This is a genomic window from Vibrio sp. ZOR0018, assembly GCF_963865925.1.
Classification (GTDB): Bacteria; Pseudomonadota; Gammaproteobacteria; order Enterobacterales; family Vibrionaceae; genus Vibrio; species Vibrio anguillarum.
The window spans coordinates 130,707-145,505 of sequence record NZ_CAWMCN010000118.1 but is presented as its reverse complement, the minus strand read 5'-3'; the positions used below and the strand labels follow the sequence as shown (position 1 = coordinate 145,505).

The following is a 14,799-nucleotide window of genomic DNA, read 5'->3' as shown; positions in this document are numbered from 1 at the left end:
ACATATGTATTTGATTAAATTGAGCAATAACGTGTTTTATACACGTATTTCCACTCCTGTTGCATTACAGACTTCTCTTGGCTATCCGAGAGAGGTTCGACTCTCACTTCTGACTAAGCAACGTAGGCTTGCTTCTAAGCGTAATTCTCAGCTTTCTGGTGTAATCCACACTTTGTACGAGCAAGCACTCACTGAGAGGATTCCTTACGCCAGTTTTAAAATGGACCTTGATGCTCAAGTAGCAAAGGTTCGCCAGCAGTTTAGCTCTAACCTTCCCAATGAGGATAACCCACAATCACAATGTACAATAGTTAGCATTAATAATGAGGCAAGGATAAAGGTTCAACCTGCTCCTGCTCCTGCTCCTGAAGTAACCGTAAACCGTAATCTGGCTGACAGACAAGTACTCATCACCGAGTTAGGCAACTTTATCCATAGTAAACGCTTGGAAAAAGTGACACCACTGACTCTGACGCAGTTGAATCAGCGTTGTACCAATTTCTTGGATTATCTGACCAAGCAAAACGTCAGCTTATCTGCCAAAGCTGCCACCACCTACAGAGATCACTTGATTGAAAAAGGATTAAGCTGCAAAACGGTAAAAGAATACATTTCAGCTAACAAACAGTTCTTTGATTACTGCGAACGAATTGAACTCATTGATAAAAATGTCTTCAAAGCCATAAAAGCACCGAAGACTCGTGGTACAAAAGCATCACAACAACGTGACCGCTGGCAGTTGAAAGAGATCAAAAGGCTATTATCCAGCTCTGAATTTCGTAAAAAAGACGCTCAGTTTCAGTGGACAACTAAACTGCAAATTTACCAAGGATGCCGCCCTTCAGAGGTTTGTCAATTAACAACCCATAATATCCAAATGATTGATGGTGTCTCATGCATCTCGATTTCTGATTCCGAAGCGGATCAGAGGCTAAAAACGACCAATGCTTTCCGCATTGTTCCCTTGCACAATCAATTGATAAAAGGAGGGTTTCTTGAGTATGTGCAAGAGCGCCGAGAGCAAAAGCAGAAACAGTTGTTTAACTATAAACCACATGGCGAGAATAAAGATTGGTCATTTCGATACCGCACTAACTTAGGAAAATTACAAACAGCCATTGGAATGAAACCCAATGCTCGGCCAACTGCCTACTCGTTCCGACACACTTTTATCGATGAGTTAAAGATTGCTAATACACCTGAGCACATAGTGGCTGAGATTGTTGGTCATGCTCATCCCAATATCACCTTCGGACGATACGGAAAACAAGCGAAAATTCATCAATTGCATGAAGCAGTTAATAAATTTCCATGTCTGGAGGTAAACGATGCGTAAACTAGCGAATTTTGAGCTTCAAGCCGTGACAGAAGCGTTGGAACATGCAGATTTCACTCAAGAATATGATTTTACGCATCTAGTCAGTTGTGGAATAAACATCGAACATATCCGCCGAGTTTATCGACTTAAGTTGTCTTTGAGGCGTAACCCAACCCGAACAATTTTCGATGAGCTAGACAGTGTCTATTCAATTTATTCCACTATAGAGTCATTTAGCCAGCTAAAACTAATATTGGGTTATGAATTGCAAGAAGATGAACAAGAACGTGAGGATAAGCTTCTGTTTCTAATGCACTTTCTAGAGAAGCATGGAATGCGACTTCAAACGAATGGAATCCAAGTACCATTCTCAGTTTTCGTCAATTTGATGTAGAGAGTTGTGATGGATGATAATCAACTAATAGACAATGCTCTGACTTTAGATACTTTTGCCATGGTTAGAATTGTGAACGATGGGGATGCTTGGGTTCAATATGGTGACAATATTAAAATCGTTACCAGAGCGAAAGCAGCAAATATCACGGCGGAAGTACTTAAAGTCATTGCAAAAGAGCTGAATAGACAAGAGTAGTAACATCGAGACATGGCGGCTTCTGCCGCCTATTTAAAAAATAATACAGAATCTAGCCGTTCAGAACCTAAATAAGGTGGCATAAACTATTTCGAGTAAGGTGATAATTTACGATTTTACAATAAAATAATTAAAATACAAATAGTTAAAAACGATCTTCTTTATCTTTATGCCGCATTTTGTCTTATTGAAATGCCGTATTTATTCCTATTGGCAACATGGTAAGTTATACTGAAGCCAATATGTAAGCGAAGGCGGTTCAAATGACAGCCATTGAATGTATTTATCAAAAGATAAAACGCTCTAGACGTTACGTCTTTGAACGTAAAGACTTTGATGATGTAGCAAGCTACGACCAGGTTGGACGAGCGCTAAGACAACTAGTTAAACAAGGTGATTTGATTAAGATTGGCTACGGTCTGTATACCAAAGCCAAACTCAACAGCCTAACGGGTAAACCTATGCCCACACACCCTGGCGGTACTGATGCACTGATGCGTGAAATTTTGAAGATGAAAGGCGTCGATTTTGAAATGGATAGCCTCTCTTGGCAAAGCCTTTCAGGTCAGAGTACTCAAATCCCTTCATCCGTCCAGTACTCGTGGAACCCAAAGCAATTTAATCGCAAATTAGTCGTAGGTAACAGAGTGCTTAACCCACAAAATTGACGATGAAAAAACTAAAACAAGAATTCTTAGAGGTTTCCGATGCTTTGACTCTTTAAGTTGGATATAGTGATAATTTATCCTTCATAATTTAAAGCTTGTTGTTGTACAGATAGTTTGAATTTTATCAGCAGTTTAGCTAATAGCGGATGGTAAATGGCTCAATTATCTGCGTAGTTAATATCACAACCTTTCTAATACTCGATCTATCTCATTGAATATAAGAATAAATCTGAGTACTTTCGTAGCCAACAATAAGGTTACCGAGACATCATAGTGTACGAAATAAACCAATATGACCACTTAAATATCAATGACTTAGATGATGTGCGTGGCCTATTAAAGAAGCACGAATGTAGTATTGCACTGATTAAATCATTACCCAAGAATGCCAACGATAAAAACCAAGTATATTTTCATTCAGATGCGAGTCTACTTAACTCTATTTTTGATTTGAGGTTTAGTGATAGAGGTGAAAGTTCAAGTGAAACAAAGCGATCCTCAGACCCTGGCAAGCTAATTCCACAGGCTGAATTCCACCATTTTTCATGGCTAGATACAGATGGTAACGCGGTAAGAGCTAAGCAGTGTAAAGCTATCGTATATGCTCAGTATCCAGAGGCTAGGCTCTCTGGCTTCCAAACAGTGAATCGAGAAATGCCTCGCTGTATGTCAATTGAATATACTAAACGGGCTGATTATTTACCTCGTTACTTAGTTTTAGGTGCGAATCGTTCAGGTCATGCTTTTGCCGTTTTAGTTGTGGATCCCAACCGACTATTCATTGAACAATTTAATCAGCTTGAAAACTACTTCGGCTCAAAAGTTTGCAAGGCGTTCACCATAGATCTCGGTGAAGATAGCGGCACAGAAAAGCTCAAAGAATTACTGAAAGCTAATGTAGCAGGTAAAACCTTGCTTGGTTGCCGACTCAAGCTAGGTGAAACAGTACCGTTCACTGGCTCGCAGGTGCATGGTTATACACTTGAGCATGCTCTGGGAATTGAGCCAAATGCTGACAAAGAAGGTGATATTTTCGGTATTGAGTTGAAATGTTTTACTCGCAAGAAGCTTACCTTATTCACTCCTGAGCCAGATGGAGGACTGTATAAGGAGAGTTTTCCTGATTTTATGACGACTTATGGTTACAAGAAGAATGATGTGTATCGATTGACAGGGTTACATAGAGCATATCAAGAAAATGAAAAAACGCAGCTCACGTTAAAAATCCAGTGTTTTCACCCCATTGTAACTAAAGATGAAAACGGCAAAAAAACTACTCATTTTGAGCATGGTCTATATAACCCAAAGAAACCCATTACTAAGCAAATGACGGGAATGGAAGTTGTATTAGAAGATAGACAAGGAAAAATCGCAGCTAGTTGGTCCATCGAGCGCCTCTTAAACTGCTGGGGTGCTAAACACAACGAGGTCGTCTATATACCTGCAACCAAACTACCAAATGATGAACCCAACAGTTTAGCTGCTGGGTATACGTTTAAGATTGAGTTTCCAGATGAAGTTCTCTGGTGTCTTAATACTAATGCTGAGAGGCTTTTCCAAGCTATTCATAGTGGTACTGTGTATCTTGATCCTGCACCGAAATTTCATCCAACTGATGCTAAGCAAAGTAAGCGACGCTCACAGTGGCGTATCAATGACATATACAAGGCGTCCAGTGAACTCTATGAAGAGGTTCATTTTATTTCGCTCAATCCTAAATAAAACGTCACTCAAGTCTATAAAAAGGGATTAATGTGTGTTACTTTTGCACACAATATTCCCTTTTTGTCACCTATATGAATCAGTATACAACTTTAAAAGGCGATCAAGAGTTTGAGAGCTATATCGAGCATTGCCATCAAGAAACAAATAAGCTACTTAAACTATTGATTACAATATATGATCAAAAGAACTTAGCCATTAAGTTTCAAGAATTAGGTGGAGAGTTCTGCGAGATCAGCCGAGAGAAACTGAATCGTTGGAAAGCCGATCCTGTAGCTAATCCTATTTCACTTGGTGATAGTTCTCTAAAGAAATTGAGATCAACTTTACTCCCTAAAAAACCTGCTCATTGGGACAAGCCAAACTTTACCTTTATTGACTTATTTGCTGGTATTGGAGGCTTACGCAAGGGATTCGAAAACGTTGGGGGAAAATGTGTTTTTACTAGTGAATGGGATGAAAAAGCCAGACGAACTTACTTAGCAAATCATTATGTAGATGAGTCAGAACTGCCATATTTCCTGAATAATGAGCAAGAAGATGGTGCGAAAAATACTAGCTTCATGGATATCACTCAAATCACTCTCAGTGGTGATCCTGAAGCAACAGAGCTACAACAACAGGCTAGCATTCTGAAACATATTCCTAAGCATGACGTACTTCTTGCTGGCTTTCCGTGTCAACCCTTTTCACTCGCGGGTGTTTCGAAAAAGAACTCATTAGGTAGAGCGCACGGTTTTGAGTGTGGTACTCAAGGGACTCTGTTTTTTGATGTACAGAAAGTACTAGAAGCACGACAGCCAAAATACTTTGTCCTAGAGAATGTTAAGAACCTCAAGAGTCACGATAAAGGCAAAACGTTCGCGACAATCATACGCACGCTTGACCAAGTAGGTTATTGGGTGGCTGATATCACCGATGTTGATTCTGATATTGAAGAAGCCATCAAGGTTGTACGTAAACGTAAACCAGAGCCAACCATCATTGACGGTATGAACTTTACCCCACAGCATCGTGAACGTATTGTCCTCGTCGGAGTGCGTAAGGATCTCGTAGAAAAAAATCCAGAGTATAAAAAACTGTCTCTCAAAAACATTGAAGTTCCGCAAAAGCGCTTACGCGTTAGTGACATTCTGACCAATCTTTCTGAAGAAGAGACAAAGAAATACACGTTAACACCAAACTTGTGGAACTATCTGTATCACTATGCCCTGAAGCATCAAAGTAAAGGTAATGGGTTTGGGTTTGGACTAGTTGACCCTTCAAATCCTAATGCTGTGACAAGAACGCTTTCTGCGAGGTACTACAAAGATGGCTCTGAGATACTAATTAATCATCAAGGACTCTCTGAACAGTACCTTGCTGATAACCGTGAACATGGCTTTAGAAAGAACAAAGAGCGTCTTGAGTTCTCTACTAATTTCGCTGACCGATACGCAAAAGAAAACCCAGAGTGTACGGAAAAACAGTACAAAGAGATGATTAAAGAAGGCGAAGCTAAATATGACCAAGAACATGGTCGTTATGCCCCTGAGTTTGATCCTCTGTATAAAACTCCAAGGCGTTTAACGCCAAGAGAATGTGCAAGGCTAATGGGCTTTGAAGATGTGAATGATCCTTACAGTGAATTCCGTATTGTTTGTGCCGATGCGCCTGCATACAAGCAGTTTGGTAACTCTGTTGTTGTGCCTGTATTTAGTGCCGTGGCTAAATTGTTAACTAGTTATATGTAACAAGTAGTACACCCTGAAATCACTTTGTTTATCAGGGTGTACTACTTTTAGCTTTGAAATTCATAACATTAACCTAGAAATTAAGCCATTCAATAAAAGTCTCGGCGATAGAATTATAAATAATGTTTATAATTTCATCTGTGTTAATCTTGCAGAATAGCCTTTAACGATTATCTATCGGCATTAGTTGTTGATTATATTAATATAACCCTAGTTTAAAGCTGGGGTTTTATTTTTTCTTATAGTTTCCCCATAAACTAGAGGCTTAAATAATGAATTAACTATGGTGGTGAAACGTTAAATCATAAAATATTAAATACTTCTGGTTTCTTTGACTTATAGCGGTTGCAACCGTATAAACCTGGAACACGGTTCTCTTTCTTAACCTTCTCACTTCCTGAGTAATTATTTGCCACATGATATACAGGCTTATCTTTATGTTCAGAATGCATCTGATTCGCTCTACGCAGTGCTTCTTCATCAGAAATATTGTTGTACTTAAGTTGAAACTTTTCGTTTTTTTCTTTTAGGATTTCTTTTTCAATAACATAACTTGATTTACGACCATTTTTAAATTTAATCACTACATTTTTCATATTACACTTCCTTTAAATAAGCTTAACCACACTGGCTTGAATATATATTTATCAAGTAATAATTGATTTGTAAAGACATTATTTAAACTTTATTTAATGAGAAAGCTTAAATAATTAAAACTCAAAAAAACAAAAGGCACGCTATTAATAGCAATACCTTTTAATTAAATTATTAAATAATTTTGTTTAGGTTACTTGTAACTTCTTTCTTAAACGAGTAGTAATCAAAGTCTAAAATAGTTTGAATTAATGCAATAAATAGAAACACCAAACCCGACACAAAAAAGACACCCGCAACATAGAAGAATCCGCCGACCAACCATTCGGCGATGTTTAGATCATGCTTCCAGACCTCAGAGTGATAGAGGGCGACACTACCCACTAAACCAACGCTAGTAAGCAAAGTAATATTTTCTCTGTTGGGTTTAAATACTTTACGGAACTCTGTTCTACTAAAGTATGGAATACATGTACCTGCTGTATGATTCGCAATACCAACTAAGCAAGTTGACTTCTTCCCTTCCAAGTATAGTAAGCTTATTTTTTGACCATTTAGAATGTCTACATCACCATTGAGTACATACTTTCTTTCCTGTCCGTTATCAAATCTAAGCCAAAATGCCGTTTTCTTTTTAGTTCTACTGGTTATGTACGATCTACCCGTTACGGTTGTATCAGAATAGGTATGTGTTGTGGATTCGAGATTAGACGAGATAACTTCGCCTGTACGGACAAAGTATTTCGCTTTTCCATTGCCTGATTTTACTTTCGAATGATTGATGGCGAGTTCCATTTAAACCTACTTACTATTTTTCAAAAATAAATGAGATAGATACGAACACCTTGTCCTATGGGTTCTCGTTGTTGCACAACTATCTCAATCCATTAGTTGATTGATATCGAAGCGGATATCATTTTGATAAATGCTATTAAAGCCCATGTGCACCCATTTGGGTGCACATGGGTATAGTACTATCTGAGATAGTTCAATGCACCCATATTGGTGCATTAACTACTATGAACTCGATCACAAAATCAAAGAACATCACGGGCGAAAATATAAAAAAAGCACGCTTAGGCAAAGGGTTGTCTCAACAGGATGTAGAGCGTATTGCGACATTACGCGGAATCGATATGACTCGTAGTAAATTGGCAAAAATTGAGACGGGCATGATACGTGTGACGGATGAAATCTTACACAATCTGGCTGTGGTTCTTGATGTCAGCGTCAATGTTTTTTTTGATGACATTAGCTGATGAAATCACCTTTTAACTTCTCTGAACTATCAATCCCCAATTAGCTACCTTTGCGGAATTGGTTAAATTTTGTTCAAACAGTTCATTTTTACGAAAAAAATTTCGCTTCCGTAAATCCAGAAACTCCAACTCCTTATCCGCTTGATAAATTATCTTAAATTTAACATCGCTTGTTTTTTATTATATATAAACAAGGTCAGAGTAAATAATTTATTGTTATTTTTCAGTAACTTGTGTGTTTGACAAGTTTTTATCTTGGTCGTAATTTCCATTTCGAATCAATCAAAAATCGAAAAAGAGAAATAATTATGACAGTAAAAACAATGAGCAGCACTCAAAGCTTCAATCACTATCTAGACATTTTTATTGCGGACGGTGAGTATCGCAAAGTTAAATCCACAAAAAATGGGGAACAACCTCGGATCAACAGATTACGTAAAATTTTTGGTAAAGATGACTTACGTTCTATCAAGCATAGTACTCTTCGAATGACGATTGCAGGTTGGCATTCACACTTAAAAAATAAAACTATTAATGAGCACTTAACTATCCTACGCTTTGTTTTTTCTACAGGTTTAGCGGATCAGATCATCGATCATAATCCCATGGAAAACATAAAGAACTTATTGGTAGAAAAAACAGAACCCGATCCCTTCACCAAGATAGAAATCGCTCGACTATCGAATTGCAACGATGTGTGCCCGCAAGTAAAAAATGCAACAGCATTGGATATCCTAACAGGTCTTCGTATTAGCGAACTTATCGCCTTGTGCTGGGACGATGTCGATTGGAAAAACAAAAAACTTTATGTTCGTCGTGCTTGTGTACTTGATGTTTATAAATGCCCGAAAACAACAGATTCGGTGCGCGATGTCGATCTAAACCCGCTTGCTATTTCTATTTTGAAATCACAGCTAAAACTCATGGGAAAACGTCGAAGTAAAACCGTGAATGTTTTGCAACGCGATAATAAAACATTAAAACAAGAATCTCTTAACTTCATCTTCGTGAATACTAAAACGAATCAACCGTTCACAGATGTTAAAGAGTTCACTGAGCGTTTTTTCAAAAACTATCTCATTGCTTCTGGTGTGAGACATCGCGGAGTTGGCCAGCTACGTCACACATTTGCATCTCAATGCCTAACAGCTGGCATCAACAAGGAGTGGTTAGCCCAGCAGATGGGGCATAGTGACACCAAAATGATTGATCGTCACTACGGAAAGTGGATCCGTGAAGACTCCTCTGATTGTTCATTACAAGCTGCTCGGCATTTACAAGACTCTTTTGGGTTACTCATACCAGACAGTGACGTAAAGCTGCCTTTTGCAACTAAGCTTGCATTGGATGCATCGCAAAAATTTCAAGCACCTCAGCAACAAGAAAGCGTTATGGAGAGTGCGCGATGAGCACTCTTAATAACACGTATTGTAAAAGTGCAATACAAATACAACGACCAGTTGGCTTTCTATTACAGTTGTTTACTCGACCTTGCGGAGGTCGGGTATGAAGACAATTCATCATTATCATAGCAGAGTAAACTATACATCAAGACAAGATGACCGAAGAGCTTGTGAGGCATCATTAAGGCATTCGCTTCGTATCACTCATCGCATAACTGAAGATGGAAATTTCGAACCATTTGAAACAAAAACTTCAATACAATGGTTACCTGAGTTATTGCCTTTCAACAAAATATATGTAAACGGGAACATCACCCGTTTAGACCAGTGGAGGCATGAAGAAAAGTGGAGCTTACTATATCAAGTGGCACCCGCTCCAAAACTTCATATGCATAAGAAGTTACAAAGTCAACGCACCAGCCATAAACACAAAATCAAGAAGGCTATTGCGTCCTTGTTAAAAGCTGGGAATGATAAAGCTGCTGAGTTTCTTAATGACATTTTAAATACAGAAGGTCGCTGTTCATACAGAAAAATTTCGCGATTTAAGCTGCTTCCGATGACATATAAAGCGCAACGTATCAAGATGCTGGAAAAGTACCTAGACGCACACAATCAGCTGGTTTCCTTTCCAAATGCCAATAACCTGTATGTACAAGAAGGAATTTTTAAAATTCCAGCAAAATGGGGGGTGAGCAATAAATTAATCACCACGGAAGAGTATATTCACTTTACTGAGTTTTTCTTGAAGCATCACTTTCCAGAGTATCCGATTTTTTTTGTTGTCGCCCACGACGATGAAAGATTAGTAGATGAAGATACGGGAGTACATACACATTACTTTCTTTCAGCGCAAAACTCAGTGACTGGCGAGTTTGATCTACTGAAAGCACAGATTGCTGTGGTGAACAGTTATATCCAAGACCGACATCCAAAAATCGAATTGCTTCCTAAAGGCGGAAAACTAAACAGATCTCAAAACAAGCAGTTTGGCGAATACTTCCAACGACTAGTTTTTGATTTTGCTAACAAGCATTTATTTCATTGTAAAGGCCTTCACGCGGAGCTGGCTCCTGAAAGTGAGCGCCGCTCTCAGCAGAGGAAGCAAATGAACAGAGAGTCGAAACTCCCAAAAGAAGAGAGAACGTATAACTTTCAGAACCGCTTAATTGAAGCTCAACAAGCCAAACTGACTGAGCTTGAGCAGCAGACACAAATACAAAAACAGTTATTAGACGAAACCATCATGCAGCAAAGCATCGTGCAAGGTGAATTGATGATGCAAGAAGATCAAAAAGAGCAAAATGACCAAGAGTTAACGATTCAACATCAAACAATAACTGAACTTCGAACTGAGAGACGCAAACTTGAACGAGTTTTAGACTCGTTGAAGGATGGAATTATTGAATCTCTTAGCCGATTCTGTCAGAAGGTATTCCTCGGGTTAAAAGCCCAGCAATCAGGGCAACAAAAGATGGTGGAATCCTTTTTAGATACGACAATGAAAGAAATGCTCATGCTCCCGTCACACATGCAAACAAGAGCCAAAATACTGTTGAAATCCGTCGATTTGGAACCAAACAAAATGCCTGATCGTGAGACACAGCAGCTCGATAAGTAAAGTTAGTAAGTAAGTTAGTAAGTTAGTTACTTAACAAACCTTGATAATAACAATAATAATGGTGATGATAATGGCTAGGCCTAAATCTTATACAGATCAAGATCTTATTCACATAGTGCAAGAAATTTTAAGTCAAGGAGATGAAGTATCCACATGGCGTATCAAAGAACAGTTGGGGCGCGGAAAATTATCAACTATCAAGAGAGATTTGGAACGACTAATCGACTCTGGTGAAATTGATACGACGCGTAAAGAGCAAAATACTGCTGCTAGAGAAAATCCTGTAATCGCTTCTTATGAATTACCCATTGAGGTTCAAAATCTACTAGCCCAGTCTGAGCAAGAAATTTGCAAGATAATTCAGCGCATTACCACATCCTTAAATTGCCAAGTTCATCAACATTATGAAAACTTGATGAATGCTCGTATTCACGAATTCGATACAAAAACTGACTTAGCAATCAAAGCTCAAGCTATGGCAGAAAATACGTATGCTGAAATGGAAGTTCGACTATTAAAGCAAATCGAACTGAATGAATCACTCGAAGAAAAAATTGAACACATAGACGAATTGCTTATGGAGTCTAGGCATCAGCAATCTGATCTAATCAAGACGAACAACCAGCTTACAAACTCTCTAAAACATACAACGGAAAAGCTAGACAGTCATCATGAGACTATCAATGAGCTAAAGGCTAGCTTAGCAAAAATTGAGAAAGGTTTTGCTGCGCAAACGGTACAGCTTGAATATTCACGTAATGAAGCAAAAAAATATGAGTCGAAACTGTCAGAACAAGTAGAACGTTATGAACATACAGCCCAGAAACTGAACGAAACACTGGCTGATCTCAAGTCAACACAAACAGCACTTGCGGAATCAGACAAACTTCTTCGAAAGGTACAAGCTGAGCATCAAGCGCTTTCAGTTAACAATAAATTATTGGAAAACAGTTTACGTCAGTCTCAAGAGACGATAACCGATCTGAACACCAGAAACCAAAAGCTTGAGCAGCAGCTTTCACAAAGGGGAGAGAAAAGTGATTCTCTCAATAAGCCATTAAGTGAACAATAAGGTATGCTATTGTTATCTTTAATGTTGATTTAATTGGATCGCTAGCATGGACATTAAGACCGCCTTACAAAGATTGTACAAATTCGATAGGCAGGGAATTTATGTCTATACCAAAGGTAATCTACGGCGAGTGTTTTTTGATGACAGTGCCGAAGCTTTTAAGCAGAGCTTATCGCGTTTGATCAAATTTGGAGTGCTAGAGCGAGCATGCAGAGGGGTCTATGTTTTTGCTTTAAGTCGTCATAAAGGCGGCTATACCATTGAATATGTTGTAAAAAGCCTTAGACGTGGTGAATATAACTACATCTCACTTGAATCCGCTCTTTCAGAGTATGGTGCTATTTCTCAAATCCCAATTGATCGTTTGACAGTGATGACAACGGGAAGAAAAGGGACTTTTAAAACGCCATATGGTGTTATCGAGTTTACACATACTGAACGTAGTGACATTGACATCCTGAACAATACGATTCTTTACGATAGACCATTAAGAATCGCAAGGGAATCGGCGGCAATTCGAGACTTAAAACGCGTCGGTAGAAATACTCATATGCTATGCAATGAGTTGGACTGAATAACATTATCTATCGATTACCTCGCAGTCCATTCTCTAGCTCTTGTCCGAAGACAATCTCAAAATCGGAGAATAGAGCAATTGGTCGCGAAGCTGTTCCTTGCTTTTCGATACGCACAAAGCCTTTTGATGAAAGCGTTTTGATTGTATTTTCTAGCTCACAGATATCAATTTTACTTATATTAGCTAGTTCAGTAAGGCTATGTGGTTTCTCCTTTGCTATTAGAAGCATCAGTTCAACATTATCTCTGCTGAGAACCTTTGAAACCTCATCCAATGATGTGAACCAGAGTTTGGGAATATCTTCGCTCTGCTGAACTGCTCCAGTAGCGACATTGATCATATGTTGACGAATGGTGTCTTCTGACACAATTCCGATTCGAGCTTTCATTCGTTTCCCTTCGTGTGTGAATTATAGTAATAAGTATCAGTAACATATGGATTTTTCAGCATCTATGCAAATGTTAATCTTTGGGTGCCTCAAATCATACTGATAACTCGGAAGGGAACCTTCTTAGTTGCCTTAAATCACATATGCCCCAATCGGTGTTAGCCTCGCCACTAATACAGGCGCTGATTATTGATCTTTTCCCAAATAAAAGTAATGTCGCTGCTAGATGGACGGACATATATTTATTCGGTAAAGTGCGCTCTCGCGGCTGCACATCAATTTCAGTCAACTATAGAGAAACCCAATGATTGTAGAAAATGTGCTTCCTAAAAATTACGCAGAAATGCTTAATGTTTGGGAAAATTCAGTCCGAGCTACTCATGACTTCATAACAGAAGAAGATATTGCGTTTTTTAAACCTATTATCATCGAGCAGGCTTTTCCTGCTGTCACTTTAAGATGTGTTAAAAATGAAAGTGGTCTAATTCAAGGTTTCGTGGGTATCCACGACTCAAAGATTGAAATGCTTTTCATCCTAAACGAAGCAAGAAGGCAAGGCGTAGGTAAGGTGCTACTGCAATACGCAATAGAGCAGTTAGGTGCAACCAAAGTCGATGTAAACGAACAAAACCCACAGGCAGTAGGATTCTACAAGCATATGGGGTTCAAAGTCGTTTCTCGCTCGCCACTTGATGATATGGGAAAACCTTTTCCAATTCTGCATATGACACTTCAAAGCTCGGTTTGTCGTAACCAGGTTTGTTAGAAGAAACGCCCAAAGCTAATAACTTTGGGCGTTTCCGTATACACGAGCGTTGTTTTGACTTGACTAACTTTTGCCCCAAAACGAGTTATCAAGATATTCGATTTAATATGAACTCAACTAACCTTTTTGTAATGAATGAGTGATAACTTATTGCACGGTAATGAATGAATAGCGTGAGTGGTGATAGTGGATAATCTAATTTGATTTCTCGCAACTGATTAGAAGAAACCTCTTGCGAGCAAAAAGTTTTGGGAAGAGCTACAAAGCCTAATCCTCGAATCGCAATAGCTTTAGCAATAAAACCACCATCAACATCAATTTTTGTCTTTGGCGCAAATCGTAAAATCGTGTTTGTTGTAGGTTCATTAAATATCCATGGATTACCGTTAAAGGCTTTGTAGCTGGAAATGCATGGAAGAGTCTCTAGTTCAGAAATAGTGCTAGGTAAGCCGTATTGCTTAATACATTTTGGGGAAGCTAAGACAACACTTTCCCACTGGTAAATGGGCTTTGAAATCCAATCTCTATCATCCAAAACACCTCGTTCGAAACTAATAATGACATCAGGACTTCCCTTGATTGCACTTTCTATTGAGGTGCTGTGCTCGCATGAAAGGTGGATGTTTGTATATTCAGTAAGGAAATCGGCCAGTACGTCACCAATTTCTGGAATATCTGGAGCACTCATACGAACTGTTGCTTTTAGCGAGGATGACGCCGCTGTGATATTTTGAAGTGATTGGTTGAGATTAAAGAGTGGCTCCTTTATTTCACTAAAAAGTAACTCTCCCATTGGCGTAGGAGTCACTCGCCTTGTTGTTCTGTAGAACAGCTTACTACCAAGTTCATATTCAAGCTGTTGAATGTGCCGACTCACGTTAGAGCTAGGCGTATCAAGATACTCCGAGGCTTTAGCAAAGCTTTGATGTTCATAAACACACATGAAAGTATACAACCAACCATTATCAATTCTCTCCAACACAACTATCCCATTTTATAGGTTATTTAGTTTCATTTTAGCCCATTTATTTGAAATGTTTAACTCGGTAGAGTAATTAATTCAAGCAATAAAATGAGCTAAGAATT

At 38.7% G+C, this 14,799-nt stretch carries 16 protein-coding genes; 12 read left to right on the top strand and 4 right to left on the bottom strand.

Annotation, left to right across the window (positions count from 1 at the left end):
• Positions 1-4 precede the first annotated feature (4 nt).
• The 6 genes from AACR75_RS12310 (at position 5) to dcm (ending at position 6,033) form a co-directional block, all read left to right on the top strand.
• Complete coding sequence (locus AACR75_RS12310; protein WP_047687837.1) at positions 5-1,336, top strand: tyrosine-type recombinase/integrase; 1,332 nt, start codon at positions 5-7, stop codon at positions 1,334-1,336.
• Entirely contained in the window at positions 1,329-1,712 is a 384-nt protein-coding gene (locus tag AACR75_RS12305) for a hypothetical protein (RefSeq protein WP_045545715.1), read from the top strand. Before AACR75_RS12310 ends, AACR75_RS12305 begins: the two co-directional genes overlap by 8 nt.
• A gap of 9 nt (positions 1,713-1,721) precedes the next feature.
• Complete coding sequence (locus AACR75_RS12300; RefSeq protein ID WP_000342585.1) at positions 1,722-1,910, top strand: hypothetical protein; 189 nt, start codon at positions 1,722-1,724, stop codon at positions 1,908-1,910.
• A 263-nt stretch (positions 1,911-2,173) separates the two neighbouring features.
• Positions 2,174-2,578, top strand: coding sequence for a DUF6088 family protein (locus AACR75_RS12295; protein WP_047687836.1), 405 nt, complete (start codon positions 2,174-2,176; stop codon positions 2,576-2,578).
• A 273-nt stretch (positions 2,579-2,851) separates the two neighbouring features.
• Entirely contained in the window at positions 2,852-4,300 is a 1,449-nt protein-coding gene (locus AACR75_RS12290; protein WP_047687835.1) for an MvaI/BcnI family restriction endonuclease, read from the top strand.
• A 74-nt stretch (positions 4,301-4,374) separates the two neighbouring features.
• Positions 4,375-6,033, top strand: a complete 1,659-nt coding sequence (dcm, locus tag AACR75_RS12285) for a DNA (cytosine-5-)-methyltransferase (protein WP_047687834.1) — start codon at positions 4,375-4,377, stop codon at positions 6,031-6,033.
• 302 nt (positions 6,034-6,335) lie between these two features.
• On the opposite strand, the gene AACR75_RS12280 is transcribed toward dcm, so the two are convergent.
• The gene (locus AACR75_RS12280; protein ID WP_031854366.1) at positions 6,336-6,629 is read right to left on the bottom strand and encodes a hypothetical protein; all 294 of its coding nucleotides are present in this window, start codon (positions 6,627-6,629) and stop codon (positions 6,336-6,338) included.
• A gap of 172 nt (positions 6,630-6,801) precedes the next feature.
• Positions 6,802-7,422: a hypothetical protein gene (locus tag AACR75_RS12275; protein ID WP_047687833.1), complete on the bottom strand. Its 621-nt coding sequence runs from the start codon at positions 7,420-7,422 to the stop codon at positions 6,802-6,804.
• Between the two features lie 224 nt (positions 7,423-7,646).
• Between AACR75_RS12275 and AACR75_RS12270 the strand changes: the two genes are divergently transcribed.
• The 5 genes from AACR75_RS12270 to abiEi all read left to right on the top strand — a co-directional run bounded on the left by AACR75_RS12270 (position 7,647) and on the right by abiEi (position 12,556).
• A complete protein-coding gene (locus tag AACR75_RS12270; protein WP_001084862.1) occupies positions 7,647-7,886 on the top strand; it encodes a helix-turn-helix domain-containing protein in 240 nt (79 codons plus the stop codon).
• Positions 7,887-8,125: 239 nt separating this feature from the next.
• The gene (locus AACR75_RS12265) at positions 8,126-9,295 is read left to right on the top strand and encodes a tyrosine-type recombinase/integrase (protein ID WP_231564155.1); all 1,170 of its coding nucleotides are present in this window, start codon (positions 8,126-8,128) and stop codon (positions 9,293-9,295) included.
• A 97-nt stretch (positions 9,296-9,392) separates the two neighbouring features.
• Positions 9,393-10,910 carry a hypothetical protein gene (locus AACR75_RS12260; RefSeq protein WP_047687831.1) on the top strand — a complete coding sequence of 506 codons (1,518 nt, stop codon included), beginning with the start codon at positions 9,393-9,395 and terminating at the stop codon, positions 10,908-10,910.
• Positions 10,911-10,980: 70 nt separating this feature from the next.
• Positions 10,981-11,982, top strand: coding sequence for a hypothetical protein (locus tag AACR75_RS12255; protein ID WP_047687830.1), 1,002 nt, complete (start codon positions 10,981-10,983; stop codon positions 11,980-11,982).
• A 46-nt stretch (positions 11,983-12,028) separates the two neighbouring features.
• Positions 12,029-12,556, top strand: a complete 528-nt coding sequence (gene abiEi / locus AACR75_RS12250; RefSeq protein WP_047687829.1) for a type IV toxin-antitoxin system AbiEi family antitoxin — start codon at positions 12,029-12,031, stop codon at positions 12,554-12,556.
• A 10-nt stretch (positions 12,557-12,566) separates the two neighbouring features.
• Here abiEi and AACR75_RS12245 read toward each other — a convergent pair whose 3' ends face one another.
• Positions 12,567-12,947 carry an HVO_A0114 family putative DNA-binding protein gene (locus AACR75_RS12245; RefSeq protein ID WP_047687828.1) on the bottom strand — a complete coding sequence of 127 codons (381 nt, stop codon included), beginning with the start codon at positions 12,945-12,947 and terminating at the stop codon, positions 12,567-12,569.
• Between the two features lie 304 nt (positions 12,948-13,251).
• Between AACR75_RS12245 and AACR75_RS12240 the strand changes: the two genes are divergently transcribed.
• Positions 13,252-13,713, top strand: coding sequence for a GNAT family N-acetyltransferase (locus tag AACR75_RS12240; protein WP_047687827.1), 462 nt, complete (start codon positions 13,252-13,254; stop codon positions 13,711-13,713).
• An 88-nt stretch (positions 13,714-13,801) separates the two neighbouring features.
• Here the strand turns inward: AACR75_RS12240 and AACR75_RS12235 are convergent, their stop codons facing one another.
• Positions 13,802-14,692, bottom strand: coding sequence for a LysR family transcriptional regulator (locus AACR75_RS12235; protein WP_331415534.1), 891 nt, complete (start codon positions 14,690-14,692; stop codon positions 13,802-13,804).
• Between the last annotated feature and the right edge of the window lie 107 nt (positions 14,693-14,799).

Excerpts from the sequence above, each read along its gene's own strand:
- AACR75_RS12310 (WP_047687837.1), top strand. The coding sequence starts at position 5 with ATGTATTTGATTAAATTGAGCAATAACGTGTTTTATACACGTATTTCC.
- AACR75_RS12305 (WP_045545715.1), top strand. The coding sequence starts at position 1,329 with ATGCGTAAACTAGCGAATTTTGAGCTTCAAGCCGTGACAGAAGCGTTG.
- AACR75_RS12300 (WP_000342585.1), top strand. The coding sequence starts at position 1,722 with ATGGATGATAATCAACTAATAGACAATGCTCTGACTTTAGATACTTTT.
- AACR75_RS12295 (WP_047687836.1), top strand. The coding sequence starts at position 2,174 with ATGACAGCCATTGAATGTATTTATCAAAAGATAAAACGCTCTAGACGT.
- dcm (WP_047687834.1), top strand. The coding sequence starts at position 4,375 with ATGAATCAGTATACAACTTTAAAAGGCGATCAAGAGTTTGAGAGCTAT.
- AACR75_RS12280 (WP_031854366.1), bottom strand. The coding sequence starts at position 6,629 with ATGAAAAATGTAGTGATTAAATTTAAAAATGGTCGTAAATCAAGTTAT.
- AACR75_RS12275 (WP_047687833.1), bottom strand. The coding sequence starts at position 7,422 with ATGGAACTCGCCATCAATCATTCGAAAGTAAAATCAGGCAATGGAAAA.
- AACR75_RS12270 (WP_001084862.1), top strand. The coding sequence starts at position 7,647 with ATGAACTCGATCACAAAATCAAAGAACATCACGGGCGAAAATATAAAA.
- AACR75_RS12260 (WP_047687831.1), top strand. The coding sequence starts at position 9,393 with ATGAAGACAATTCATCATTATCATAGCAGAGTAAACTATACATCAAGA.
- AACR75_RS12255 (WP_047687830.1), top strand. The coding sequence starts at position 10,981 with ATGGCTAGGCCTAAATCTTATACAGATCAAGATCTTATTCACATAGTG.
- abiEi (WP_047687829.1), top strand. The coding sequence starts at position 12,029 with ATGGACATTAAGACCGCCTTACAAAGATTGTACAAATTCGATAGGCAG.
- AACR75_RS12245 (WP_047687828.1), bottom strand. The coding sequence starts at position 12,947 with ATGAAAGCTCGAATCGGAATTGTGTCAGAAGACACCATTCGTCAACAT.
- AACR75_RS12240 (WP_047687827.1), top strand. The coding sequence starts at position 13,252 with ATGATTGTAGAAAATGTGCTTCCTAAAAATTACGCAGAAATGCTTAAT.